Source organism: Senimuribacter intestinalis, from assembly GCF_943192965.1.
GTDB classification, from domain to species: domain Bacteria; phylum Bacillota; class Clostridia; order Peptostreptococcales; family Anaerovoracaceae; genus Senimuribacter; species Senimuribacter intestinalis.
This window is the reverse complement of record NZ_CALPCF010000003.1, coordinates 82,672-107,435: the sequence shown is the minus strand read 5'-3', so window position 1 is coordinate 107,435 and position 24,764 is coordinate 82,672. Positions and strand designations below refer to the sequence as shown.

Below are 24,764 nucleotides of genomic sequence, written 5' to 3'. Positions count from 1 at the left end.
AAAGAAAAAGGAGGCACGCTTATGACGAGCAGACAGATTGCTGCCCTTGCAACAAAGAAAAAACTGCTGGATGCAGGCAGCAAAATTATCGCAGAGAAAGGACTTTCTCAGGCGACAGTTGACGAGATCACTGCACTGGCAGGTGTTTCGAAGGGCACCTTTTATACTTATTTTAAGAAGAAAGAGGATATTGTATTTGCGCTTGGATATGGTGCTTTCAGCGAGGTTTTGGATAAGGCCATGAGCCTGCAGGATACTTTCATAGAAAAAATCATCTATTATATGGTGCATTTTTCGGCATGTATTGAAGACAGCGGATATAAGCTTTCTCAGGAGTGGATCAGAAGTTTGTCTGATATTTCTTCTTCGGAGGAGACAGGTCCCCGTGGAAAGCTCAAGTTTGATCTGGATTCGATCAGCCGATTGATTCAGGCAGGGGTAGAAGAAGGAAATCTGGCAAAAGATACGCCGGCAGAAGTTTTAACCCATACTTTGGCGGATATACTTTACGGGCAGATGTTCTGCTGGAGTGTAAGTGACGGCAGCTACAGTCTGAGAGCGCGCACAGAAGAATTTTGCGAGACCTGTCTGCCAGAGATTTTCAAAGCGTACGCACTTTAATTCAACAAAAAGGAGGAAATGTGATGAATGACCTTGGGAAAGACATTAAGAAGCTGGGATTCGGATTGATGAGACTGCCGCAGAAGGACGGCGTCATCGATGTAGAGGAAACCAGTAAAATGGTCGATTTGTTTATGGAAGCGGGATTTACATATTTTGATACAGCCTGGGCTTATGCTGGTTCGGAAGATGCGATTCGCAAGGCGCTGGTTGAAAGATATCCACGGGAAAGCTTTCAGCTAGCCACAAAGAATGCAGCATGGATTAATTGCAAGACCAAGGAAGAAGCCTATGAACAGTTTGAGGTTTCTTTGAAACAGACAGGCGCAGGATATTTCGATTTTTATTTGCTGCACAATTTGGGAGAGGGCAGAAGCCGTTATTTCGACGAGTATGATATGTGGAACTGGGTGCAGGAAAAGAAAAAGGCGGGACTGATTAAGCATGTCGGATTTTCTTTTCATTCTACCCCGGAGGAACTGGAAGAGATTCTGACAGCCCATCCGGAGATGGAGTTTGTGCAGCTGCAGATCAACTATGCGGATTGGGAAAATCCGACTGTACAGTCCAGAGGCTGTTACGAAGTGGCAAAAAAACACGGCAAGCCGGTTATCGTTATGGAACCAGTAAAAGGGGGCATGTTGGCAACACCGCCGGAATCTGTCGTTAAGATTTTTAAAGAAGCAGAACCGGATTCATCGGTTGCTTCGTGGGCAGTTCGCTTTGCGGCTGATTTAGACGGGGTGATGACAGTACTTTCCGGCATGAGCAATGTAGCGCAGATGGAAGATAATCTGTCCTACATGAGGGAATTTACAGGACTTACTGCAGAGCAGAGAGAAACGCTGAAAAATGCGCAGGAGGAACTGGCGAGGATACCGATGATTCCGTGTACTGTCTGTAATTATTGCGCAAAGGTCTGCCCGATACAGATTGGCATCTCCGGATCCTTTACTGCCATGAACTACCTGACCCTTTATCGGGACAAAGCCATGGCGCAGCATCAGGAAAGCTGGCTGGTTTCCGGTCACGGTCTGAAACAGGCGAAGGAATGTATCGGTTGCGGTAAATGTGAGGAGGCATGTCCGCAGCACATCGCAATTAGAGAAGAGTTGAAAAAGGTAACGGAAGAGTTGTTATAAGAATTAAAGCAGCTGTAGGTAAAAGATGCCTGCAGCTCTTTATAATTTTGTATGGATTTTCTATAATGGAAATAGTATAATAGGGATAAATAAGCAAGGAGGTGGTGCAAGTGAGAATCCTGGAACTGAATCATATTTTAGAAGAGCTTCGCAGCGCACTGTGCCATATTTTTGGGAACAAACTAAATCATATTTGGCTTTATGGTTCTTATGCTAGAGGGGATAATGATGAAGAGTCAGATTTGGATATTCTGGCACTTGTGGATCTTTCAAAAAATGAGCTGGCAGCTTACAGGAGAGAAGTCAGTGACTTGTCTTCGGAACTTGACTTGCAGTATGGCGTACTGCTTTCGATTAAGCTGCAGGATACAGAAACCTTTCATCGCTATTCTGATTCTTTGCCTTTTTTTCAGAATGTAATAAAGGAGGGAATCAGTATTGTATAGTGAGGAGCAAAAGGACTTATGCTTATACAGATTGTCAAAGGCTGAACGGTATTTGACTGACGCTAGGCGAACTCTGGAAATGGGGATGTATGATACTGCAGCAAATCGTTCTTATTATGTAATTTTTCATGCAGCACGTGCAGTACTTGCTTTAGATGGGTTGGATTTCCGCAACATTCAGGAGTGATTTCCAATTTTCAAATGAGATATATAAAGACGGGTGTATTTGAAAAGCAGCTCTCTAATATTATTAAGAGCGCATTTTCTTTAAGAACAGAGAGTGATTATGGGGATTTCTTTGTGATTGAAAAGGAAGATGTAAAGCGTCAGGTAGACGAGGCGGAAGTTTTCTTTCATGCAATAGAGGCATATATAAAGTCACAAAATTTATAGTGAAATGACTATGACGCAGACCCGAATAGGGTCTGTTTTTTCGTGCAAATTTTTCACAAAATGCATATTGAATAAGAAGTGCCAAAAAAAAACAATCTGGTTGTAGACAAATGAGATATAACAATGTACTATAAAGATGTAATACATTTATCGATTTTGAATTTCGAGGTGAATCATGGAAGAAAACAAAAAGAAGTTAGTCATCGGCGTCATTGGCGCAGATGTTCATGCAGTAGGGATCCAGATATTGAATCACGCCTTTGAAGAAGCGGGGTTTGATGTGACTAATTTGGGCGTCATGGTATCCCAGGAAGAATACATTGCTGCAGCAGTAGAAACTGATGCAGATGCTATCATGGTATCTTCCCTTTACGGTCACGGTGAGCTTGATTGCCGCGGTCTTAGAGAAAAGTGCAGCGAAGCAGGTCTTTCTGATATTCTGCTCTATGTAGGCGGCAATATCGTAGTCGGCAAGCAGCCTTTTGACGAAGTGGAAGCAAGATTTAAGAAAATGGGCTTTAACCGGGTATTTGGACCGGGAACAGCACCGGAAGACACCATTTCGTGTCTGAAGGAGGACTTGGGGCTGTAATGGGTCGGTGAAGTCATGAAGAACATACTATTAATAGATTTCGGCAGCACCTATACTAAGGTAACTGCCGTGGACCTTGCAGAAGAGCGGCTTTGCGCAACAGCGGCAAGCTACACCACTGTAAAAACCGATATTAATGAAGGACTGGCAAATGCGCTGGCACTTTTAGAGGAAAAAATCGGTCCGGTGGATTTTGATGCAAGGTATGCTTGCTCCAGTGCCGCTGGCGGTCTGAAAATGATCAGCTGCGGATTGGTGCCGGAATTGACTGCCGAGGCAGCAAAGATGGCGTCTCTTGGGGCAGGGGCGAAGGTCATGAAGGTTTATTCCTATCAGCTGACCGAAGAGGACGCAGAAGAAATCGAAAATCTGAAACCTGACATCTTCCTTTTAACGGGAGGTACTGACGGCGGCAATAAGGACACCATTATAGAAAATGCACAGATGCTGGCAGGAATTTCCGCAGAATTTCCAATCGTCGTTGCGGGCAATCGCAATGCAGCAGGTGCTTGCAGAAAGATTTTAGAGGAAGCCGGAAAGCAGGTAATCGTAACAGAAAACGTGATGCCGCGGTTTGGGGAACTGAACATCGAGCCGGCACAAAACTGCATTCGGGAAATTTTCCTTGACAGAATCATCAAGGCAAAAGGACTTTCTAAAGCCAGTCAGCTGATTTCGGGCATTATGATGCCGACACCGGCGGCGGTGCTTTCCGCTATGGAGCTATTGGCAAAGGGCACAGATAAGGAGCCAGGACTGGGAGATTTGGTTGCCGTAGATGTAGGCGGCGCTACCACAGACGTTTACTCCATGAGTCTGGGCGAGCCAAGCGGTGTCAATACGGTCATCAAAGGATTGCCTGAGCCTTATGCAAAGCGAACCGTGGAAGGGGATATCGGCATGCGCTACAGTGCAGCAGGCATTGTAGAAGCTGCCGGAATAGGCGCAGTTTCCCGGCTTTCGGGGTTGTCTGCAGAGAGGGCGCAGCAGCTGCTTACTCTGATTACAGATAAAACAGATACACTGCCTGAAAATGAAGAACTTGCGGCGCTGGATTTTGCGCTGGCATCTTTGGCAGTCAAGGTGGGCATGACCCGCCACGCAGGACGCGTGGAAAAAGTTTATACGCCGGTTGGTGAAACATGGCTGCAGGAAGGTAAAGATCTGACAGCTGTAGAAAAAGCGGTCATCACGGGCGGATCTCTCATTCACGCAAAGAATATAGAGAAAATCGCAAGAGGGGTGCTTTACGATGTGGCAGAAGCCGCATCCTTAAAACCGAGGCAGGCGGAAATCCTGCTGGACAAAGCATATATTTTATCGGCCATGGGCCTTCTCGCCAAACATGCGCCGGATACAGCACTAAGAATCATGAAAAAGGAGTTGATATCCTATGGAATTGAAAAATAAGAAACTGACAAACGATGACTTCTATGGAATTCAGAAAGAAATTTTGACCCAGTGGCCGACCGGCGCAGATGTAAATTTTGAGAAGGCAGTAGAATTTCATCAGAGCCTGCCGGAAAACAAAAACTTTGGAAAGAAGCTGGTAAAGGCAAAGAAAGAGGGCAAGACTTTAGTGCAGCCGAGAGCTGGTGTTGCTCTAGTGCAGGAGCATATCGACCTCTTGACTTATCTGCAGGACAAGGGTGGCGCAGACCTGCTGCCGACTACAGTAGACAGCTATACGAGACAGAATCGCTACAAAGAAGCGGAAGTGGGCATTCAGGAATCGGTTAGAGAGAGCAAGTCCATGCTCAACGGTCTTCCCATCGTAAACCACGGTGTAGATGCATGCCGCTCCATTATCAATGAACTGAACACACCGGTACAGGTGCGTCACGGCACACCTGACGCAAGACTTCTGACGGAAATCTCCTACGCTGGCGGTTTCACAAGCTATGAAGGCGGCGGTATTTCCTATAATATTCCTTATGCAAAAAATGTCAGCCTGGAAAAAACCATCAGGGACTGGCAGTACTGCGACAGACTGACCGGTATTTATGAAGAAGCTGGCGTCAGCATTAACAGAGAGCCATACGGACCACTTACCGGTACTCTGGTTCCGCCTTGCATTTCCCATTCTGTAGCCATCATCGAGAGTTTGCTGGCTGCTGAACAGGGGGTAAAGAACATAACAGTCGGCTACGGTCAGTGCGGCAATCTGGTGCAGGACGTTGCAGCCATCCGTTCCCTTGGCAGTCTGACTGAAGAATACCTTAAGAGATACGGTTATAATGATGTAGAAGTAACGACTGTTTTACATCAGTGGATGGGCGGTTTCCCGCAGGACGAAGCTCAGGCGTTTTCCGTTATTTCCTGGGGCAGCGCCATCGCAGCGCTGTCAAAGGCAACAAAAGTTATCGTAAAGACACCGCACGAAGCAATCGGCGTTCCGACCAAGGAAGCAAACGCACAGGGACTGCGCTGCACTAAACAGATGATCAACATGCTCTGCGACCAGCAGCTTTCCAACACCAGCCATGTTGTAAATGAAATGATGATTATTTCCGCAGAAACCCGCTGTATTGTAGATAAGTGCTTTGAACTGGGCGAAGGCGATTTGGCAGTGGGCACTGTTAGAGCATTCCAGGCAGGTGTTTTAGATATTCCGTTTGCACCGAGCAAACTAAACGCAGGAAAAATGCTGCCGGCAAGGGACAATGACGGCGCAATTCGTATCTTAAATGCTGCCAATGTGCCGCTTTCCAAAGAGTTGATCGATTTCAACAGAGAAAAAATTGAAGAACGTGCACAGGCAGAAAAGAGAGATGCTTCTTTCCAGATGGTAATCGACGATGTTTACTCCATCAGTAAAGGAAAACTGGTCGGCAGACCTTGGAAATAATCGAGAGCCGTTGGTGGGCGTTGGTGGGCGTTGGTGATGCTAGGCGAAAAAACGGGCGAACGTTGACAAAACTGACAAAAAATCGGTTTTTTGTCTAATCTGTCAGCAGTTTTGGGAAAAATGCTGACAAAACTGACATTTTCTTTGGATTTTGTCTGGTTTGTCAGTGTTCAGACAGAAAAATTCATGTTTTTGCGGTAAAAATCGCAAAAAGACTGACAAAAATGCAGTTTTTTTGGAAATATGTCAGCGCAGAAAATTGTGTAAATGGTAGTTTGAAATATAGACGAGGGAATTGAAATGAAAATTAAAAAAATAATTTGTTCTGGCGGAAGAACCGGATTCTTCTTTGACGACCAGAGAGCGATTAAAAAAGGTGCAAAGTCCGATGGTTCTGCATATATCGGAGAGCCGGTAACTGACGGCTTTAAGGCAGTAAGACAGGCTGGTGAATCCATTTCTGTTATGGTAGTTTTGGAAGATGGTCAGGTTGCCTACGGTGACTGTGCAGCTGTACAGTACAGCGGAGCAGGCGGAAGAGATCCGCTGTTCCTTGCAGAAGACTTTATTCCTGTTATCATGGAACATGTAGCTCCGGTTTTGGAAGGAAAGGAATTGAATTCTTTCAGAGAACTGGCAGCGGAAGTAGAAGCCGTAGAAGTGGACGGCAAGCGTCTGCACACTGCAATTCGTTACGGTGTGACCCAGGCAGTGCTGGACGCAGTGGCAAAGGCAAAGAAGCTGCTGATGTGTGAAGTTATCGCAGACGAATACGGTCTCACGCCGGAATATCGCCAGATTCCAATCTTCACTCAGTCCGGCGATAACCGTTACGATAACTCCGACAAGATGATTATGAAGGGCGCTGATGTTTTACCTCATGCTCTGATTAACAACGTAGATACAAAACTGGGAAAAGACGGTAGTATTTTACTGGAATATGTAAAATGGCTGAGAGACAGAATTATCGCTCTACGTCATGATGAGGACTATCTGCCGGTGCTGCATATCGACGTGTATGGTACTATCGGTATGGCATTCGGTGTCAACAATTATGAAGTGATGGCAGACTATATCGCTACTTTAGTAGAGGCAGCAAAACCTTTCAAGCTGCGTATCGAAGGCCCGATGGACGCAGAAGAGAGAGAAGCCCAGATGAAAGCGCTGGCAGCGCTGACTGCAGAGGTTGATCGCCGCGGAATCGACGTGGAACTGGTAGCAGACGAATGGTGCAACACTTTAGATGACATCAAATATTTCGCTGATAACAAGGCAGGTCACATGGTACAGATTAAGACCCCAGACCTTGGCGGAATCAACAATATCGTAGAAGCAGTTATCTACTGCAAAGAAAAAGGAATCGGCGCTTACCAGGGCGGCACCTGCAACGAAACAGACCGCTCTGCGCAGGTTTGCGTCAACCTGGCTATGGCAACCCAGCCTGATCAGATTCTGGCAAAACCAGGCATGGGCGTAGACGAAGGATACATGATTGTGTACAATGAAATGCAGAGAATCCTTGCACAACTGTCAGCAAAAAATGCGTAATGAGATAGAAGGTGGACTGCTCGCGGAACTGTTTGGCGGAGTAGACTTGCGGGACGCAAAGGGGCAGTCGGCGCTATCGCTGCTTACAGCAGAACAAATTGGAGAACTGGCGGTGAACGCCCTGCGAATTGAGGCAGCGGTGACACCAAAGCCGGGACTTGTAGACAGAGAAAACAGCGGAGCCCATGACGACATGGACTATCCGCTGTTTCTGGCAAGCAGCGCGGCGCTGCTTCCTTGCTTTACAGCCTGTGCCAAAGCCGGCATTGACGGATACAAAAAAAGTCCGGCGCAGTTGGTTCCTGTATTACGCCGTATCGGCAGATGTGGAGAAACCGCCATGTATGCGGCGACAAAAGGGGTCAATACCCACAAAGGAGCTATTTTCTCTATGGGGATTTTGTGCTGTGCGCTTGGCATGCTTTTAGCTAAAGTAACAAAGGGAACGCATACTGCGGTCCTGGAGCCAAAGGGGCAGGCAGATCTAAAAGAAGCTGAATTACAGGCGCTTTGCGCTCAGCTTTCAGCCGCCCTGCTGCGGCAGGATACTGCCGCAGCAACCCACGGGCTGCACGCCCGTGGTCACGCCGCCTGCGGCGGCGTGCGGGCGGAGGCTAGCTCCGGATTTGCTACTGCATTTCAGGTAGGATTGCCTGTTCTCAGAAGCGCCCTCTACGAGGGTCTGGTGAAGGAAACAGCACTGGTAAAAGCCTTGCTGGCGCTGATAGAGCGGGCAGAAGACAGCAATGCGGTCTACAGAGGCGGCGCCGAAGGTCTCGCTTTTATGCAGAAGAAAGCAGGTGAGATTTTGCGAAAGGCAGATTGGAAGAGTGAAAAAAGTTTAGACATGGTGAGAGAGTTTGACCGCGCATGTGTCCAGCGAAATTTAAGTCCTGGCGGCAGTGCGGATTTGCTGGCGTTTTGCACCATGTTATATATGATTTTTGATGAGGTATCGCTATGATTAAAACAAATGCGTGCGCTGGAACCCTTGAATCCAGCGATATTTATGTAGAAATTGCACCCTTGCCTTCTGGCAGCGGCGTTGTGCTTTCAGTAACATCTGTGGTTTACGAGCAGTTTGGCGCTGAAATCGAGGCAGTCATCAGACAGACCCTGGAGGAACTGGGAGAAACCGACGTAAAGGTCACCGCCAGTGACAGAGGTGCGGTGGACTGCACGATTCGTGCAAGAGTTGAAACGGCAATATGCCGCGGGAAAGGAGAGCAGTAAATGAGAAGAAGTATGCTATTTTTTCCGGGAAACAGTGCAAATATGCTGCTCAATGCAGATTTTCTCGGCTCTGACAGCGTGATTTTGGACCTTGAGGACGCAGTTGCCCAGACCGAAAAGGATTCTGCAAGAATTTTGGTGAGAAACGCAATCCGTTCTCTTGATTTTACAAAAGAAGTCATCGTTAGAATCAATCCAATCGACAGTCCTTACTGGGAAAAGGATCTTGATGCCATCGTACCCGTCAAACCGGACATGATTATGCCGACCAAGGTCAGCAGCGCAGATGATGTAAAGACCATCTCTGACGCAATCGCCAAGGTGGAAAAGACCAGCGGTATGGAAGTTGGCACAATTAAGCTGATTCCGTTGATTGAAACAGCTTTGGGTGTGGAAAAATCTTTTGAAATTGCAACGGCAGATTCCAGAGTTGCGGCGATTTTCCTTGGAGGAGAAGACTTGACTGCAGATTTACAGTGCAAGCGTACCAAGGAAGGAACAGAAATTTTATATGCTCGCTCTCGTATGGTTATGGCGGCACGGGCTGCAGGAATCGACGTTTACGATACACCTTGGACTGATGTGGAAGATTACGAAGGTCTCATTGCCGACGCGAAATTTGCAAAGAGCCTTGGATTTTCTGGAAAGTCCTCTATTTCACCGCGCCACGTGCGCTTTATCAATGAGATTTTTAGTCCGACAGAGGAAGAAATCCGCTACGCCCGTGATGTCTTTGAGGCAATCGAAAAGGGAAAAGCCGAGGGTAAAGGCGTGGTATCTCTGCGGGGCAAGATGATTGATGCACCGATTGTAGCTAGGGCAAGACAGGTCCTTGCGGCGGCAGAGGCAATGAAGGGAGGTCCTGTAAAATGAAAACAAAATTAGTAAAAGATTTGAAAGAGGCGATTAAACTTTCGGGACTTTCTGACGGCATGACGATTTCCTTTCATCATCACCTGCGCAATGGCGACATGGTAGCAGTGATGGTGCTGGATGTCATCAGTGAGCTTGGCATCCGGGATTTGAATGTCAACATCAGCTCGATTTTTGATACCCATGCGCCTTTTATCGAATACATTAGAGACGGTGTAATTACCGGCATTGAAACAGACTATATGGGCGGCGTTGTGGGCAGGGCTGTCAGCGAAGGGATCTTGGATAAGCCGGTGATTTTCAGAACCCACGGAGGCAGACCTTCTGACATTATCAGCGGTGTGTCGCCTATCGACGTGGCATTTATCGCGGCGCCGACCGCAGACCCTATGGGCAACTGCACAGGTAAGTACGGAAAATCCGCCTGCGGTTCCTTGGGATATGCTTTTGCGGATGCGATGTATGCGAAAACTTCTGTGGTAATTACAGATAATCTGGTAGACTATCCTTTGACGGATTTTTCCATTGCGGAGGATTACATCGATTATGTGGTTTGTGTCGACAAGATTGGAGAGCCATCAGGCATCGTCTCTGGCACAACCAAAATCACAAAAGACCCGGTAGGGCTTGTGATTGCCGATTACGCGGCAAGAGCCATTGAAGCATCCGGTCTTCTGGTCGATGGATTTTCTTTCCAGACCGGTGCAGGCGGTGCCTCCCTTGCAGCTGCAAAATACCTGCAGGACATCATGCTTGCCCGCGGTATCAAAGGCAGCTACGGTCTTGGGGGAATCACTAGTTACATGGTAGATATGATGAAAAGCGGTTGCTTCAAAGCTCTGCTGGATGTGCAGTGCTTTGACCTTGGTGCGGTGGAGTCCATCAGAACCAATCCAAATCATAGGGAGGTGAGCGCATCTCACTATGCAAGTCCTTCTGCTGCTAGCAGCGCTGTTGACAGCTTGGATGTGGTAATTTTAGGCGCAACTGAAATCGACACTAATTTTAATGTCAACGTTCATACCGATTCCAATGGCTATATCATGGGCGGCAGCGGCGGCCACAGTGACACAGCTGCCGGCGCAAAGATGTCCATGATTGTTGCGCCTCTTTCCCGTGCCCGTCTGCCAATCGTAGTGGACGAGGTTCTCTGCAAATCCACACCGGGCTCCACAGTCGATGTGCTGGTAACCCAGCGTGGCATCGCAGTAAATCCGCTGCGTCCAGAGCTTTCTGAAAAATTTGCAGCGGCAGGACTTCCAGTAGTAGATATCAGAGAATTACGGGATGCAGCTGAAAAGCAAAACGGAAAAGCAAAGAAACCGACACTTGGAAACAAGGAAGTAGCGAAGGTTTTATATCGAGATGGAACGCTGCTGGATACTATTTACAACGTGCCGGTGAAATAGAAGTCGCAGAATTTGTTTGCGGAGACGGGCTTTCGCAAATGTGTTAGATATAATTCGATTTGTACAACTTCCGCAGTGCGGATTAGTCCGCAGTTGTGCAAACCCTCCTGATTTAGACAAATCTGCACAATCCGGTCGCATGCGATTCCCAAAAGTTGTGCATTAGAAGTGGTAATAGGGTTTGCTTGCACAACTTTTTCACCGTCACTTACTTGGCGGTTGTGCAAATCCTTCTATAAAAGAACTGTCTGCACAACTTTTACGGCAAAAGACTGTTTTGGGTTTTGCAAAGTTGTCTGTAAACAGTCTAATCTGCACAACTCTGCACAGCTTTCTCAGCGCAGATTAGTCCGCAGTTGTGCAAACCCTCCTGCTTTAGATGAATCTGCACAACCTGGTCGCATGCGATCCCCAAAGGTTGTGCAAATGCCCTACTCAAAAGTGGGATTGCATAACTTTCCTATTGCGAAAGCTGTCGACCGGCAATGAGCTGACAGTTTTCTGCAAAATTCACAAAAATGGAACGGAATGAGAACCATGTTTTATATTGAAACCGTCAACATAGAACAGGCGGAAAGCCTGCTTTCCCTTTGCGGACTTACACTGCCCCAAGCGGTGGACTATACTGCTGGGATATTTTTCCATGACAGGCTGGTCGCCTGCGGCAGTCTCAAGGGTGATATGATTCAGGGTATCGCTGTCCATCCTGAATTTCAAGGTGAAGATTTAACTGCTAAGGTGATAACCCATCTGGCGCAGAAAGCCGCAGAGCAGGGGCTCCGCAGCCTGTATCTTTTCACCAAACCAGAAAAAGTAATGCAGTTTACTGGTCTTGGATTTCGCCTTGCAGCAACGGCAAGACCCTATGCGGCGTTGCTGGAATGGGGCGAGGCAGGGATTGCGCAGTATGTAGAAAAATTGAAAACTTACAGACAAGAGGCATCCGCTGCCTTCGACGATGCATTTTTTGTCGGTGCGCTGGTGATGAACTGTAATCCGTTTACGAGGGGGCATCGTTATCTGGTGGAGAAAGCTGCCTCAGCCTGCAGCCATGTATTTCTTTTAGTAGTAGAAGAAGATGTTTCGCAGTTTTCCTTTGCGGATCGTTTTGCCATGGTAAAGGCAGGAACAGCAGATTTAAGGAATGTGACCGTAATACCCGGCGGCCGCTATGCGGTATCTAGCCTGACTTTTCCCAGTTATTTTACGAAGGAAGAAAATCTGGCTTTTGCACATGCTGCCATAGATGCAGAGCTGTTCGCAGAATATATCGCTCCGGCGCTGGGCGTATCGGTGCGTTTTCTGGGGACAGAGCCTTTTTCTCCGGTGACAGAAATCTACAATGAAACTCTGAAAAAAAGACTGCCTAAAGCAGGAATCAGCGTGGAAGAAATTCCTCGCCTGACCGCGGGTGGAGAGGCCATCAGTGCCAGCAGAGTCAGAGCACTTTTGAAGAGCGAAGGCGCAGAAAGCAAAGAACTTGCGCAGTTGCTGCCAGAAACGACCTTAAAATATCTGCAAAGAGAACTAAATACAGAAAATGACCGCAGCTAGCATAATTTGATAGCATGCGGTCATTTTTGTAATTATTTCTTCAATTGCTCCCGATAATCCTTTAGATTCTTTTCAAGTAATGCCGGTGTATCCAGTCCGTAAGGACAGCGTTCTTTACACTGATTGCAGTGAAGACACTCTGCAATCTGTTCCATATCCTCCTGATGAGCTTGATCCATGTAGATACCTGTCGGCGCGCGGCGAATCATCAGTGACATACGGGCGCAGTCGTTGATTTTAATGCCTGCAGGACAAGGCATGCAGTAGCCGCAGCCGCGGCAGAAATCACCTGCAAGTTCTGCTCGCTCCTGCGCAATAAAATCCTTCATGGCAGCATCCATCTGCGGCGGATTTTTCTCACAGTCCAGAAACTGTTGCAGTTCCTCCTGCCTTTGTACACCCCAGATTGGAAGTACATTTTCGTACTGCGCACAGAACGCATAAGAGGCGTCTGCGCGGGTAATCAGCCCGCCGCCCATAGCTTTCATAGCGATAAATCCCATATCCGCTTCTTTGCATTTTTCTACCAGCTGGACTTCTTCTTTGCTGGCAAGGTAACTGAACGGAAACTGCAGTGTTTCGTAAAGCCCGGATTCGATGGCTTCGTGAGCCACAGCCAGTCTGTGATTGGTAATGCCGATGTGGCGAACTTTCCCTTGGGCTTTAGCCTCCAACATTGCCTCGTAAAGCCCTGTGCCATCGCCAGGTTTTGGACAGAAAGCGGGATTGTGAAACTGATAGAGATCCAGATAATCGGTCTGCAGATTAGTGAGGGTGGTTTCAAGCTGCGACCAAAATTCTTCAGTGCTATTGCACATGGTTTTGCTGGCGATGTAGACTTTCTGACGAAGTCCCCGCTCGCTCAGCGCTTTTCCCAGTTTAGCTTCACTGTCAGTATAAAATCTGGCAGTATCAAAGAAAGTGATACCTGCCTCGTAAGCCTTCATAATCAAAGCATCGGCTTCTTCATAAGAAATTCTCTGAATCGGCAGTGCGCCGAATCCGTTTTTATTTGTAATAATTTCTGTTTTTCCAAGTCTGATTTGTGTCATAAAATATCACCTCAATCTTTTTCTAAAAGCATTCTATGGAAGTATTATACCATCAATTGGCGGGTTTGTTTATACTATCTTTTTGATGACCGGCGTCATTTCGACCGCCATTTCAGCGCGGCGTCTTAACCTAAAATCGACTTTTTTACAGAAAATCGAGATTTGGGTTAAAGATATACCCTGTGCCCGTCTTTTAAGAGAAGCGTAGCAGGGCGTCCGCACACTGCTCCCCCCCCGTGCGTTTCCTTTTCTTGCAAAGAAAAAAGAAGAATGGTAAAATAGAATCAAAAAAGGGGGAAGAGAACATGCACAAAATACTCATTGTAGAAGACGACGTGGTGATTGCAAAATCTATCGCCCATCATATAGAAACATGGAATTGCAGCGCCCACTGTGTGGAAAATTTTAAGGATGTGATGGGAGAATTCGAAAGCTTTGAACCGGATTTGGTTCTGCTTGATATCGGGCTGCCCTTTTTTAACGGCTATTATTGGTGCACCCAGATTAGGGCGGTTTCCAAGGTTCCAATCATCTTTATTTCCTCGGCTTCAGATAATATGAATATCGTCATGGCTATGAATATGGGTGGAGATGATTTTATTGCAAAACCTTTCGACCTTGCGGTGCTGACTGCAAAGGTGCAGGCGCTGCTTCGCAGAACCTATGATTTCGGTGTGCAAAGCCCTGTTTTGACTCACATGGGCGCGGTGCTGAATATGGGGGATGCAAGCTTAACCTATGAGGGAGAAAAGATCGACTTGACCAAAAACGAGTTTCGCATTTTGCAGATTCTGCTGGAGCGAAAAGGAAATGTCGTCAGCAGAGATGATATGATGGAGCGGCTTTGGGAGACCGACAGCTTTGTAGATGAGAACACACTTACCGTCAATGTGGCAAGACTTCGCAGAAAGCTGGAAGCCAGCGGACTGAATGATTTTATTAAGACGAAGAAAGGTATGGGATATCTGGTAGAATAATTATGATTGGAAAATATATTAGAAGCAAATGTAAGACGGCGCTGCTGTTTTTGGTGTATCTGGGGATATTTTGTCTGGTGGCATTTCTCTTTGGGATGCCGTATGACGCCCTCATCTATGCGATTGTGCTTTGCCTGTTTTTTGCCTTAGTGTTCATGATTTACAGCTATGCAAGATTTCGGCAGAGGCAGGAAGTTTTGCAGGATATCAGGGCGAGAATCCAGTTTGGACCGGAGCAGCTGCCAATGCCTGCCAATGCCATTGAAGAAGAATATCTGAAAATTATCAAATCCCTGTATGCAACGACTTCGGCGGCGGTGTCGGAAAGAGACAAGGCTATGAGCGATATGATTGAGTACTATACGCTGTGGGCGCACCAGATTAAAACGCCGATTGCTGCTATGGATTTACTGCTGCAGAGTGAAATGCCTGGAGTGTGCAGAGATCAGCTTGTTATGGAACTGTTTAAGGTGGAACAGTACGTGGAGATGGTGCTGCAGTATTTGCGGCTGGGTGCGGATAGCACGGACTTTCGCATTGAACGGCAAGATCTTGACAGGATTATCCGTGAAGTAGTAAAAAAATATTCTACAATCTTTATTAAGAAAAAGATATCTCTGGATTATCAGGGAGTCGATGCAAAGACGATTTCCGATGAAAAGTGGCTTTCCTTTGTGCTGGAGCAGGTGCTTTCCAATGCGCTGAAATATACACCGTCCGGAAAAATTTCTATTTATATGGACAAGGTGCTGCCTTGTACGCTTGTGATTGAGGATACGGGAATCGGTATCCAGGAGGAAGATCTGCCGCGGATATTTGATAAAGGATATACTGGCTATACTGGACGCAAGGATAAGAAGTCAACGGGTATAGGGCTTTATCTTTGCAGGATGATTATGAATAAGCTGGGACACACTATGACCATCGAATCGCAGGTGGGCAAGGGCACGAAGGTGAAGCTGGGGCTTGGGACTTACGAAAATGTAAGATTTGAATAAAGGATTGTAAGGGAATGTATAGGACTTATGTTCCCTTTTTTGCTATCATAGAGCCATGTTCATAGAAAGGGGTTCAAAAAATGACCATTTTAGAAGTTAAAAATTTGAAGAAAATCTATACGACCCGCTTTGGAGGAAATCAGGTGCAGGCACTTTCCAATGTGTCTTTTTCTGTTGAAGAGGGTGAATATGTGGCAATTATGGGGGAATCAGGTTCCGGTAAAACCACGTTGCTCAACATTTTAGCGGCGCTGGATAAGCCGACCAGCGGCGAGGTGCTCCTTGCCGGCAGAAATATCGTAACGATTTCTGAGCGGGAAATTTCCGCATTTCGCCGTGATAATCTTGGATTTGTGTTTCAGGATTTCAATCTGCTGGATACCTTTTCACTGCAGGACAATATTTTCCTGCCTCTGGTGCTGGCGAAGAAAAATTATAAAGAAATGGCAAAGAAGCTTGCTCCTATTGCGGAACATCTGGCAATTAAAGATATCCTGAAGAAATATCCTTATGAAGTATCTGGCGGACAGAAGCAGAGAGCGGCGGTTGCAAGAGCGTTGATTACAAGTCCGCAGCTGATTTTGGCAGATGAACCGACAGGGGCGCTGGACTCTGCTGCATCCGACAGTCTGCTCAAACTTTTTGGTGAGATCAATGAAGCGGGACAGACGATTCTGATGGTGACCCACAGTACCAAAGCGGCAAGTCACGCCAGCAGAGTGCTCTTTATTAAAGACGGTGAAGTGTTCCATCAGATTTACAGAGCAAATATGACCGAAGATGAGATGTTCGCAAAGATTTCGGACACACTGACGGTTTTGCAGTCAGGTGGTGGTAAACGTGGCTAAAAATTTTTCATGGAAGCTTGCGCTGACCAATATTAAAAATAATCGAAAGTTTTATCTGCCGTATTTTTTGGCTTCAGCAGGAATTACGGGGATGTTTTATATCATTTGTTTTCTTGCCATGAATGAGGGAATATCGACTATGTCTGCCAGTCTCAGCATGATTATGGGACTGGGCGTAGGAGTTATGGCAATATTTTCCTTTATCTTCCTGTTCTATACCAACAGCTTTCTTATGAAACGGAGAAAAAAGGAAATCGGTCTTTACAATATTCTCGGTATGGAAAAGCGACACATCGGCAGAATTCTGGTGATAGAAGGGATGCTGATTTCGATGTCATCCTTTATCTGCGGCATGTTCAGTGGAATTCTGTTCAGCAAGCTGGTACACTTGTTTCTAAACTGGGTCTTTGGCGCAGAACCACCTTTTGGAATTGAGATTTCTAAAGATGCCATCATCTACAGTGCGATTCTCTTTGGTGCGCTTTTTGTGCTGACGACACTGGCAAACCAGATGAGTATTCGCCTTGCAAAGCCGATTGAACTTCTTCACGGAGGAAATGTAGGGGAGAAAGAACCGAAGGCAAAAGGCGCATTGGCTCTGGTAGGATTTTTATGTCTGGGGGCAGGATATTACATTGCAATTACTACAGAAAATCCGCTGAAGGCGTTAATGCTTTTCTTTGTGGCGGTGGTGCTTGTTGTAATCGGCACCTATTGCCTTTTCACTGCGGGAAGTATCGTCATTTTAAAGGCACTGCGTAAGAATAAAAAGTTTTACTATAAGTCGGGTAATTTTACGGCAGTTTCCGGATTGATTTACAGAATGAAGCAAAATGCAGTGGGACTTGCAAACATCTGCATTTTATCTACTATGGTGCTTGTCATGGTATCTGGCACGGTCAGCCTGTTTTTCGGTATGAATGATACCGTTGACAAGATGGCTCCGGGAGATATTAATATTCAGGAGTGCACGGCAAAAATAAACGATGATATGGGAAAACTTGAAAATGCCGCAAAAAATCGTGCTGACAGCATGGGTGTAAAAATCGAAAATATTAGGGCGTATCAGTTCCTTCCCTTTGTTGCAATAAGAAGCGAAGAAAACTACATTTTTGAAAGGGGAACAGAGGAGAATATAAAAGACATGGTAAGCTTTGCAGCTATGACAGAGGATTCATATACTAGGTTGACAGGCAAAAAACTGGGACTTACCGGAAACGAAGTTGCTATGTATACAACTCTGTCTGATGTTTCTGAGGATTTCAAAGTGGGAAACATACAGTTTCATCTGAAAGAGAAAGTAGACGGTTTTCTGGAGCTGGCAGAGATAGAAAATGGTATGACCGATGTCAGCTATTTAATTCTGGCAGATGACGAAGCACTGCAGAATCTTCTTACAGTGGTAAATGGTGGATACGAAAACAGCTGTTACCTCTATACCCACCTGAACATTTATACTGACTGCGATGAACAGCTGAATGCCAACTATGCACAGGCGCTTAGAGAAGATGACAGTGAGCTTGGTTTGCACTACGAAATGCTTAGGGTTGCCACGCAAGAAGAAGAAACAGGTGATTATGTAGAGATGGTTGGCGGCTTTCTGTTTCTGGGCATCTTCCTGGGGATTGTATTCACATTTGCGGCAGCGCTCATCATCTACTATAAACAGATTTCCGAGGGCTACTATGATAAAGAGAAATTTGAGATTATGCAGAAGGTAGGCATGAGCAAGAAGGAAGTAAAAGCGACCATTCGTAAACAGGTGCTGATGGTGTTCTTCGTGCCTCTTGTCATGGCAGGCATTCATATTGCTGCGGCATTTAAGATGATTACTAAGCTGCTTTTAGTATTTGCTATGACCAATGTGGGGCTCTTTGCAGTCTGCACTCTGGTGACTTTCCTGATTTTTGCAGGGATTTACGCTCTGGTGTACATGGTGACGGCGAGAGAATATTACAAGATTGTGGGATAAAAAAAATTATGTTATAATACCTTTCAGACTGAATAGAAAGAAGGGTGGAAATGAGATACACGGACAATTATGTAATCACCAGTCATGATGTGGATATTAATAATCATCTGCGGCCGTCTCTGGTACAGCGGTATATGATTGAGACTGCAGACCATCAAATGCGCGACCGCAAACCGACTTATTACGAGCTGTTTGTGGACGGCAAGGCTTTTATCCTGACGCGAATTTCCATTGAAATTTACAAACAGACGGAAAAGTACGATGAGATTACGGTACAGACTTGGCGCTGCCCGGAAAAGGGTGCAACCTTTATCAGATGTTTTGTCATGGTCTGCAAAGGTGAAATCGTGGCAAAGGGCTATAGCGTCTGGGCAGTTGTCAATCATGAGACTGGAAAGCTTTGCAAAGCCTCTGAGGTGGATCTTAGCAATTATGAGATGGAAGAACCTCACGAGATGGGGCTGAAAGACAGGTTTCGCCTGCCGAAGGATTTGAAATTTGAAAAAGTCGGTACGAAGCAGGTGGCTTACAGCGATGTGGATATCAATCTGCACATGAACAACACTTACTATCCTGACATGCTTTGGGGACTTATTCCTGATATTCAGGAAAAAGAGGTTACATCGGTGAACCTTCGTTACCAGAAGGAAGCACCCCTTGGAGGTGAAATTACCATTTATATGGCAAAGCTGCCTGCACCGGTGCCAGAAGACAGCCGTGCGGAGGAAACCTACTGCTTCTATACAGAGGTAGAGGCGGGAACCAATGTGGAAGCTATGATTGGTGTTCGGAAAGTAAACCGATGCATTGCTGCCGGTGGGTGACTCTAAGGTGTACATAGAATCGCCATTTTCTTTAAAAATATGCATAATTTTCTCGGAGAATGTGCATATTTTCGGACTATACAAGAAATATATGCATTTTTGGGAATGAAATATCGCAGATTCAGTAGATGAATCAGCGTGAAACAGCTCAAAAGTGCATATTTTTTTGCTTTTTTCTAATTCTATGCACACCTGCGTGCATAGTTAGAGGATTTTTACGAAATATATGCACAGGCGAGAAAAAATACTTGATTTAATATACCCTACAGGGGTATACTATATGTATCACGAGAAAACAGGAGGCGCATTATGAGCGAAAAATCATGCTCTGCTTGCTCTGAGCGTGTCAAACACAGAGAAGAAGCAGAATTAAAGGATTTAATCAATAGATTAGCACGGATAGAGGGACAGATTCGCGGAATCAGAAAGATGGTAGAGGAAGACAGATACTGTATTGACATTGTCAATCAGGTAGCTTCCGTCAGCGCTGCAATCAATTCTTTTAATAAAGTTTTGCTTTCTGCACATATTAAATCGTGTGTAGTGGAAGATGTGAAGCAGGGCGGCAGCAAGATGGTCGACGAGCTTTGCGATACCCTGCATAAACTGATGAGGTAATAGTTATGAAAGAAAAATTTAGAGTGACGGGAATGACCTGCTCGGCATGCTCATCCAGAGTAGAAAAGACTGTGACGAAGCTTGCGGGCAGTCAGGAGGTCAGCGTTAATCTTTTGACAGGCACTATGCAGGTCGAATACGATGAAAACCAACTGGATACGGAAGGAATTATTACAGCAGTTGAAAAAGCCGGCTATGGCGCATTTGTTGACGATGGAGGGAAAAGTGCTGAGGGCGGTGCAGGAAACGGCGCAGCCCGCGGGGGCAGTAATGGCAGTGCATCTAAGGCTGCGCTTGATGAAACCAAACAGATGAAGCAAAGATTAATTTGGTCGGTGGCGCTTCTGATACCCATGATGTGTTTTTCCATGGGGCCAATGCTGACAGGTCATCATATGGATATGGAGCATCCTTTGACCAATATACTGGCACAGGTGCTGTTTCTCATACCGATCGTGTTTTTGAACCGGAAATACTTTCTCAAGGGATTTCCAAGTCTTTTCAGAGGAAGCCCCAACATGGACAGTCTCATTGCTATGGGGGCTTCGGCAGCGATTCTTTACGGAACCTTTGCAATCTTTCGTATTGTTCACGGCTTTGAGACGGCAGATATGGCGCTGGTACATCACTATGCAGGGGATATTTATTTTGAATCTGCAGCCATGATTCTGACCTTGATTACAGTAGGGAAATATATGGAAACCCGTTCCAAAGGAAAGACCAGTCAAGCTATCGAAAAGCTGATGAATCTGGCACCGAAAACAGCTACAGTAGAGAGGGACGGAAAAGAAATCAGTATTGAAACCAGTGCACTGATGCAAGGAGATATTCTGGTCGTAAGACCGGGCGAAAGCATCGCTGCAGACGGTGAAATTATCAGTGGAACAACCAGTGTTGATGAGTCTGCTATTACAGGAGAGAGCATTCCGGTAGAAAAGCAGCCTGGTGACAGAGCAGTTTCTGCGACAATCAACAAAACCGGTTTTATCAAAGTGCGCTGTGACAAAGTGGGGGAAGATACCACCATCAGCCAGATTATTCGTTTAGTTGAAGAGGCCAGTGCCAGCAAAGCGCCTATCGCCAGAATGGCGGATAAAATCGCAGGAGTTTTTGTACCGACAGTTATTGCTATCGCTGTCATTGCTGCAGTTATATGGATGATTGCAGGGTATGGCTTTGAGTTTGCGCTGTCTATCGGCATTTCTATTCTGGTGATTTCCTGCCCGTGCGCACTGGGTCTTGCAACGCCGGTAGCAATCATGGTTGGAACCGGAAAAGGCGCCGAAAACGGCATTCTCATCAAATCCGGTCAGGCGCTGGAAACGGCGCACAGTATTGACACTGTTGTTATGGATAAAACAGGCACCATTACAGAGGGAAAACCAAAGGTAACGGATATTGCTGCCTTTGGTATGAGCGAGGAAGAACTTACAAAAATTGCAGCGACTTTAGAGGCAGGAAGCGAACATCCACTGGCGGAAGCTGTGATGGAGTATGCAAAAGAAAGACAGGTGCAGCAGGAAGCAGCCGAAGGCTTTGAGGCGGTATTTGGAAGAGGCGTAAAGGCTGTCATCGACGGAAAGAAATACTTTGCGGGAAATGCTGCACTGATGAAAGAGTCTGGAATTTCAACAGAGGGTATTGAAGATAAACTGGGCGTTCTTTCCGACCAGGGAAAAACGCCGCTGATTTTTGCTGAAGAAAAGAGTATAATCGGCATCATTGCTGTCGCCGATGTGGAAAAGGAAAGCAGTAAAGCGGCGATAGATGCTTTTGCAGAGATGAAGATTGATGTGGTCATGCTGACGGGAGATAATAAACGGACGGCGGAAGCCTTACGAAAAAGGCTGCAGATTCCAAAGGTTATTGCAGAGGTTTTGCCTAGCGACAAAGAAAAGCATATTGCAGGACTGCAGGCTGAAGGTCATAAGGTTGCCATGATTGGTGACGGTATCAACGATGCACCAGCGCTTGCCAAAGCAGATATCGGTATCGCTATCGGTGCGGGAACCGACGTTGCTATTGAAAGTGCGGACGCTGTGCTGATGAGAAATGATCTTTTGGATGCAGTGACTGCCGTAAAGCTTTCCAAAGCGGTCATTCGAAACATCAAAGAAAATCTGTTCTGGGCATTTTTCTATAACGTTATCGGTATTCCTGTTGCGGCAGGAATTTGGTATCCGATGTTCGGTCTGAAACTGTCGCCGATGATTGGGGCGGCTGCCATGAGCCTGTCCAGTGTATGTGTAGTGCTCAATGCACTGCGTCTTAGAAATTTTAAAGTAAAACGATTATCCGCACTGGCTGCTTCTTGCACAGGTGCTGAGGAAATAAGGAGGAAAGAAAAAATGAAATATGAACTGATGATTAAAGGCATGATGTGTCAGCATTGCCAGAAACACATGGCTGATGCTCTTAACGCAATGGAAGGTGTTACGGCTGAGGTTAATCTGGAATCCGGTATTGCCAGCGTAGAAAGCGAAAAGGAAATTTCCATGGATGCTTTTGAAGCAGTGGTAAAGGATGCGGGCTACGAGCTGGTAAGATAGCATCGCGCCGCTTGCGGAAAAATGAAAGAAAGCAGCCTTTTGGTGACGGGAAGAACCGCCTGTCAGAACGGCTGCTTTTTTCTTGTGCGCCCTGCGGGCTGCTTTGAAGCAGAAGGAACTCAAAATCTTGGGAAAATAGTATCGAAGTTGGCGCAGAACCCCTTTACTGATTCCCTGCCTCTGTGCTAAAATATATTATATTGTGTATGAGGCTGTGAACAAGGTTAATAAGCCAGGAACGAAACGAGGGGGAATAAAATTTGGACTGGAATAAGAAAAACATAAAAACGACCATACTCATTGCATTTGCGTGCATTTTGTTTTATTTGGGTGTGAAAAATATTGGACTTGTAATGGAATCTTTGGGCAGTGTTCTTGACGTTACATTTCCGTTTATATTGGGTGCTTGTATTGCATTTGTGCTTAACGTGCCTATGACAAAGATTGAGAACAGACTTTTTCGTGGTGAAAGCAGAAAGAAAAAGGGCAGCAGAGCAGTTTCTTTTCTGGTGACGCTGACGCTGGTTCTTGGCATTATTGTAGTTGCCATGTATATCATCATTCCGCAGCTTTCGGAAACCATGATGAGTATTGCAGAGCAGCTGCCAGTAGCGTTTAATACAGTACAGGAATGGATTAGTGCAAATATGGGCTACTTTCGTGTGGTACAGAATATTTCAGAGCAGCTAGCGGTTGACTGGGGTGAAATTGTGCAAAAGGTTTCTGTACTGATTCAAGATGCCGCAACAACTATGATAAACAGCGGAATCAGCACCGTGAGCAATATCATCGGGGCGCTTGTCAGCTTTTTCATTGGCTTTGTCTTTGCGGTATATATTCTTATGGCAAAAGAAAAACTGGCAGGACAGGGCAGGCAGATTCTCTATGCGTTTTTGAAAGAGCAGACTGCAGACAAGGTTCTTTATGTACTGGGCCTGTCCAGTAAGACTTTTTCAAAATTCATTTCCGGACAGTGCCTGGAAGCCTGCATTTTGGGTCTGATGTTTTTTGTGACGATGACAATTTTCGGGCTGCCGTATGCTATGCTGATTTCTGTACTGATTGCATTTACAGCACTCATTCCTATGGTGGGAGCGTTTATCGGCTGTGCAATCGGTGTGCTTCTGATTCTCATGGTAAGCCCGCTGAAAGCTCTGATTTTTTTAGCTATGTTTTTGGTGCTGCAGCAAATAGAAGGAAATTTGATTTATCCGCACGTAGTAGGCGGTTCCATTGGCCTTCCGTCGATTTGGGTTCTGGTTGCTATTACTGTAGGTGGAAACCTGATGGGTGTTGCCGGCATGATTATCTTCATTCCGATTTGCTCTGTGCTGTATGCCCTGTTTAGACTTTACGTGAAGAACAGGCTGGCTGAAAACAATGTATCGCCAGAAAAATGGCAGGAAAAAGCTGAATTTGCTGAAGAGGTCCTTCTGATAAAAAAGGACAGGCAGGTCTAAATCGGCTGTACTAAAACCAGTCTTCTTTTCCAGGCGTGAAAGACGCAAAAGGAAGAGACGACAATGAGAATCAAAAGACTCAAAAGGAAGGACGCCGGACTTACTGATTTTGACCAGTCACTGATGTAGAAATATCTAAAAACTCCCCAGCAAAGGGCGGCGCTTGCCGCTGAGACGGGATACATGCGAAGAAAATTCTCTTGTCCGTAGAATGCAGAAAAAAGCAAAGGCATGAGCACGAAAAAGCCGGAAATAGAAAAAGATAGAAGAAAATTTCCGATGACAAAGAGCAAAGCGCTGCTTTGAGCGGTTCCGGCGAAAAGGATGGAAAGCTCTGCCGACAGGGAGAGAAAAACTGCGGCGCTGAAAGGTCCTTTGCGGTCACACCGATTTCCAAGAACAAGAGGACCTAACAGAAGACCAAAGCTTGCACACTGTTTTCCCAAGGCAAGGATTTTTTCATCTAGTGACAGAAACAACCCATAGTGATAGAACGCATCTCCAAAAGCGCAGAAAATTGCCATAGAAATGAGAAATATAGTCATCATAAAGGAAAAAGGATTTTTTACAAAGGCAGATTGCTCTCTTGCAGGGACTGCCCTTTTTCTTTCCATGAAAAAAAGAAATACAGCGCTGCTGATAGGAATGATAAGCGTCAAAAGACTGCCATTTCCCAGAAAGAGTAGCAGTATAAACAGGCTTGTAACGAGACCTTTCCGGAAGGTGCGCAGCCTGCCCAGAAGAAACGGAACAGAAAAAAGAGCAATCAGAAGTGGGTAATCAGTCATAAATCCTCCTATACAATAG

Annotated in this window: 22 protein-coding genes and 1 pseudogene; 21 read left to right on the top strand and 2 right to left on the bottom strand. The window is 45.9% G+C overall.

What is annotated here, in order from left to right:
• The first annotated feature begins 21 nt into the window (after positions 1-21).
• From NFR88_RS03910 to citC, 13 genes and pseudogenes are all read left to right on the top strand, one after another.
• On the top strand, positions 22-621 hold the full coding sequence (locus NFR88_RS03910) for a TetR/AcrR family transcriptional regulator (RefSeq protein WP_160200547.1): 600 nt from the start codon (positions 22-24) through the stop codon (positions 619-621).
• A 23-nt stretch (positions 622-644) separates the two neighbouring features.
• Entirely contained in the window at positions 645-1,763 is a 1,119-nt protein-coding gene (locus tag NFR88_RS03905) for an aldo/keto reductase (RefSeq protein ID WP_160200546.1), read from the top strand.
• Positions 1,764-1,873: 110 nt separating this feature from the next.
• Positions 1,874-2,209: a nucleotidyltransferase family protein gene (locus NFR88_RS03900; RefSeq protein ID WP_160200545.1), complete on the top strand. Its 336-nt coding sequence runs from the start codon at positions 1,874-1,876 to the stop codon at positions 2,207-2,209.
• A 79-nt stretch (positions 2,210-2,288) separates the two neighbouring features.
• Positions 2,289-2,602: pseudogene (locus NFR88_RS15160) on the top strand (HEPN domain-containing protein).
• A gap of 175 nt (positions 2,603-2,777) precedes the next feature.
• Positions 2,778-3,194, top strand: coding sequence for a methylaspartate mutase subunit S (gene glmS, locus NFR88_RS03890; RefSeq protein WP_160200542.1), 417 nt, complete (start codon positions 2,778-2,780; stop codon positions 3,192-3,194).
• A 15-nt stretch (positions 3,195-3,209) separates the two neighbouring features.
• Positions 3,210-4,604 (top strand): methylaspartate mutase accessory protein GlmL, encoded by a 1,395-nt coding sequence (gene glmL / locus NFR88_RS03885; RefSeq protein WP_160200541.1) that lies wholly within the window; start codon positions 3,210-3,212, stop codon positions 4,602-4,604.
• Positions 4,588-6,042 (top strand): methylaspartate mutase subunit E, encoded by a 1,455-nt coding sequence (locus tag NFR88_RS03880; RefSeq protein WP_251613643.1) that lies wholly within the window; start codon positions 4,588-4,590, stop codon positions 6,040-6,042. The genes glmL and NFR88_RS03880 overlap by 17 nt, the downstream gene beginning before the upstream one ends.
• Before the next feature lie 300 nt (positions 6,043-6,342).
• Positions 6,343-7,590: a methylaspartate ammonia-lyase gene (locus tag NFR88_RS03875; protein WP_251613642.1), complete on the top strand. Its 1,248-nt coding sequence runs from the start codon at positions 6,343-6,345 to the stop codon at positions 7,588-7,590.
• Positions 7,583-8,554, top strand: a complete 972-nt coding sequence (locus NFR88_RS03870; protein WP_251613640.1) for a triphosphoribosyl-dephospho-CoA synthase — start codon at positions 7,583-7,585, stop codon at positions 8,552-8,554. The genes NFR88_RS03875 and NFR88_RS03870 overlap by 8 nt, the downstream gene beginning before the upstream one ends.
• Entirely contained in the window at positions 8,551-8,823 is a 273-nt protein-coding gene (gene citD, locus NFR88_RS03865; protein ID WP_201759497.1) for a citrate lyase acyl carrier protein, read from the top strand. Before NFR88_RS03870 ends, citD begins: the two co-directional genes overlap by 4 nt.
• Complete coding sequence (locus tag NFR88_RS03860) at positions 8,824-9,696, top strand: HpcH/HpaI aldolase/citrate lyase family protein (protein ID WP_202620424.1); 873 nt, start codon at positions 8,824-8,826, stop codon at positions 9,694-9,696.
• Entirely contained in the window at positions 9,693-11,105 is a 1,413-nt protein-coding gene (gene citF, locus NFR88_RS03855; RefSeq protein WP_160200537.1) for a citrate lyase subunit alpha, read from the top strand. The genes NFR88_RS03860 and citF overlap by 4 nt, the downstream gene beginning before the upstream one ends.
• Positions 11,106-11,642: 537 nt before the next feature.
• Positions 11,643-12,659, top strand: a complete 1,017-nt coding sequence (gene citC / locus NFR88_RS03850) for a [citrate (pro-3S)-lyase] ligase (RefSeq protein WP_160200536.1) — start codon at positions 11,643-11,645, stop codon at positions 12,657-12,659.
• Positions 12,660-12,691: 32 nt separating this feature from the next.
• Here the strand turns inward: citC and NFR88_RS03845 are convergent, their stop codons facing one another.
• A complete protein-coding gene (locus NFR88_RS03845) occupies positions 12,692-13,711 on the bottom strand; it encodes an aldo/keto reductase (RefSeq protein ID WP_251613638.1) in 1,020 nt (339 codons plus the stop codon).
• A gap of 305 nt (positions 13,712-14,016) precedes the next feature.
• Between NFR88_RS03845 and NFR88_RS03840 the strand changes: the two genes are divergently transcribed.
• The 8 genes from NFR88_RS03840 to NFR88_RS03805 all read left to right on the top strand — a co-directional run bounded on the left by NFR88_RS03840 (position 14,017) and on the right by NFR88_RS03805 (position 23,957).
• A complete protein-coding gene (locus NFR88_RS03840) occupies positions 14,017-14,688 on the top strand; it encodes a response regulator transcription factor (protein ID WP_161908995.1) in 672 nt (223 codons plus the stop codon).
• A gap of 2 nt (positions 14,689-14,690) precedes the next feature.
• On the top strand, positions 14,691-15,686 hold the full coding sequence (locus tag NFR88_RS03835) for a sensor histidine kinase (protein WP_251613636.1): 996 nt from the start codon (positions 14,691-14,693) through the stop codon (positions 15,684-15,686).
• A gap of 80 nt (positions 15,687-15,766) precedes the next feature.
• Positions 15,767-16,534 carry an ABC transporter ATP-binding protein gene (locus NFR88_RS03830; protein WP_160200532.1) on the top strand — a complete coding sequence of 256 codons (768 nt, stop codon included), beginning with the start codon at positions 15,767-15,769 and terminating at the stop codon, positions 16,532-16,534.
• Complete coding sequence (locus tag NFR88_RS03825; protein WP_251613634.1) at positions 16,527-18,506, top strand: ABC transporter permease; 1,980 nt, start codon at positions 16,527-16,529, stop codon at positions 18,504-18,506. Before NFR88_RS03830 ends, NFR88_RS03825 begins: the two co-directional genes overlap by 8 nt.
• A 50-nt stretch (positions 18,507-18,556) precedes the next feature.
• Positions 18,557-19,330: an acyl-[acyl-carrier-protein] thioesterase gene (locus tag NFR88_RS03820; protein ID WP_160200530.1), complete on the top strand. Its 774-nt coding sequence runs from the start codon at positions 18,557-18,559 to the stop codon at positions 19,328-19,330.
• Positions 19,331-19,639: 309 nt separating this feature from the next.
• Positions 19,640-19,948 (top strand): metal-sensing transcriptional repressor, encoded by a 309-nt coding sequence (locus NFR88_RS03815; protein ID WP_160200529.1) that lies wholly within the window; start codon positions 19,640-19,642, stop codon positions 19,946-19,948.
• A gap of 5 nt (positions 19,949-19,953) precedes the next feature.
• Positions 19,954-22,497: a heavy metal translocating P-type ATPase gene (locus NFR88_RS03810; RefSeq protein ID WP_251613632.1), complete on the top strand. Its 2,544-nt coding sequence runs from the start codon at positions 19,954-19,956 to the stop codon at positions 22,495-22,497.
• 260 nt (positions 22,498-22,757) lie between these two features.
• Positions 22,758-23,957, top strand: a complete 1,200-nt coding sequence (locus NFR88_RS03805) for an AI-2E family transporter (RefSeq protein WP_161908991.1) — start codon at positions 22,758-22,760, stop codon at positions 23,955-23,957.
• Here the strand turns inward: NFR88_RS03805 and NFR88_RS03800 are convergent.
• Positions 23,954-24,745 (bottom strand): hypothetical protein, encoded by a 792-nt coding sequence (locus tag NFR88_RS03800; protein ID WP_251613630.1) that lies wholly within the window; start codon positions 24,743-24,745, stop codon positions 23,954-23,956. The genes NFR88_RS03805 and NFR88_RS03800 overlap by 4 nt on opposite strands.
• Between the last annotated feature and the right edge of the window lie 19 nt (positions 24,746-24,764).

Coding starts and splice junctions, on each gene's coding strand:
- NFR88_RS03910 (WP_160200547.1), top strand. CDS start 22: ATGACGAGCAGACAGATTGCTGCCCTTGCAACAAAGAAAAAACTGCTG.
- NFR88_RS03905 (WP_160200546.1), top strand. CDS start 645: ATGAATGACCTTGGGAAAGACATTAAGAAGCTGGGATTCGGATTGATG.
- glmS (WP_160200542.1), top strand. CDS start 2,778: ATGGAAGAAAACAAAAAGAAGTTAGTCATCGGCGTCATTGGCGCAGAT.
- glmL (WP_160200541.1), top strand. CDS start 3,210: ATGAAGAACATACTATTAATAGATTTCGGCAGCACCTATACTAAGGTA.
- NFR88_RS03880 (WP_251613643.1), top strand. CDS start 4,588: ATGGAATTGAAAAATAAGAAACTGACAAACGATGACTTCTATGGAATT.
- NFR88_RS03875 (WP_251613642.1), top strand. CDS start 6,343: ATGAAAATTAAAAAAATAATTTGTTCTGGCGGAAGAACCGGATTCTTC.
- NFR88_RS03870 (WP_251613640.1), top strand. CDS start 7,583: ATGCGTAATGAGATAGAAGGTGGACTGCTCGCGGAACTGTTTGGCGGA.
- citD (WP_201759497.1), top strand. CDS start 8,551: ATGATTAAAACAAATGCGTGCGCTGGAACCCTTGAATCCAGCGATATT.
- NFR88_RS03860 (WP_202620424.1), top strand. CDS start 8,824: ATGAGAAGAAGTATGCTATTTTTTCCGGGAAACAGTGCAAATATGCTG.
- citF (WP_160200537.1), top strand. CDS start 9,693: ATGAAAACAAAATTAGTAAAAGATTTGAAAGAGGCGATTAAACTTTCG.
- citC (WP_160200536.1), top strand. CDS start 11,643: ATGTTTTATATTGAAACCGTCAACATAGAACAGGCGGAAAGCCTGCTT.
- NFR88_RS03845 (WP_251613638.1), bottom strand. CDS start 13,711: ATGACACAAATCAGACTTGGAAAAACAGAAATTATTACAAATAAAAAC.
- NFR88_RS03840 (WP_161908995.1), top strand. CDS start 14,017: ATGCACAAAATACTCATTGTAGAAGACGACGTGGTGATTGCAAAATCT.
- NFR88_RS03835 (WP_251613636.1), top strand. CDS start 14,691: ATGATTGGAAAATATATTAGAAGCAAATGTAAGACGGCGCTGCTGTTT.
- NFR88_RS03830 (WP_160200532.1), top strand. CDS start 15,767: ATGACCATTTTAGAAGTTAAAAATTTGAAGAAAATCTATACGACCCGC.
- NFR88_RS03820 (WP_160200530.1), top strand. CDS start 18,557: ATGAGATACACGGACAATTATGTAATCACCAGTCATGATGTGGATATT.
- NFR88_RS03815 (WP_160200529.1), top strand. CDS start 19,640: ATGAGCGAAAAATCATGCTCTGCTTGCTCTGAGCGTGTCAAACACAGA.
- NFR88_RS03810 (WP_251613632.1), top strand. CDS start 19,954: ATGAAAGAAAAATTTAGAGTGACGGGAATGACCTGCTCGGCATGCTCA.
- NFR88_RS03800 (WP_251613630.1), bottom strand. CDS start 24,745: ATGACTGATTACCCACTTCTGATTGCTCTTTTTTCTGTTCCGTTTCTT.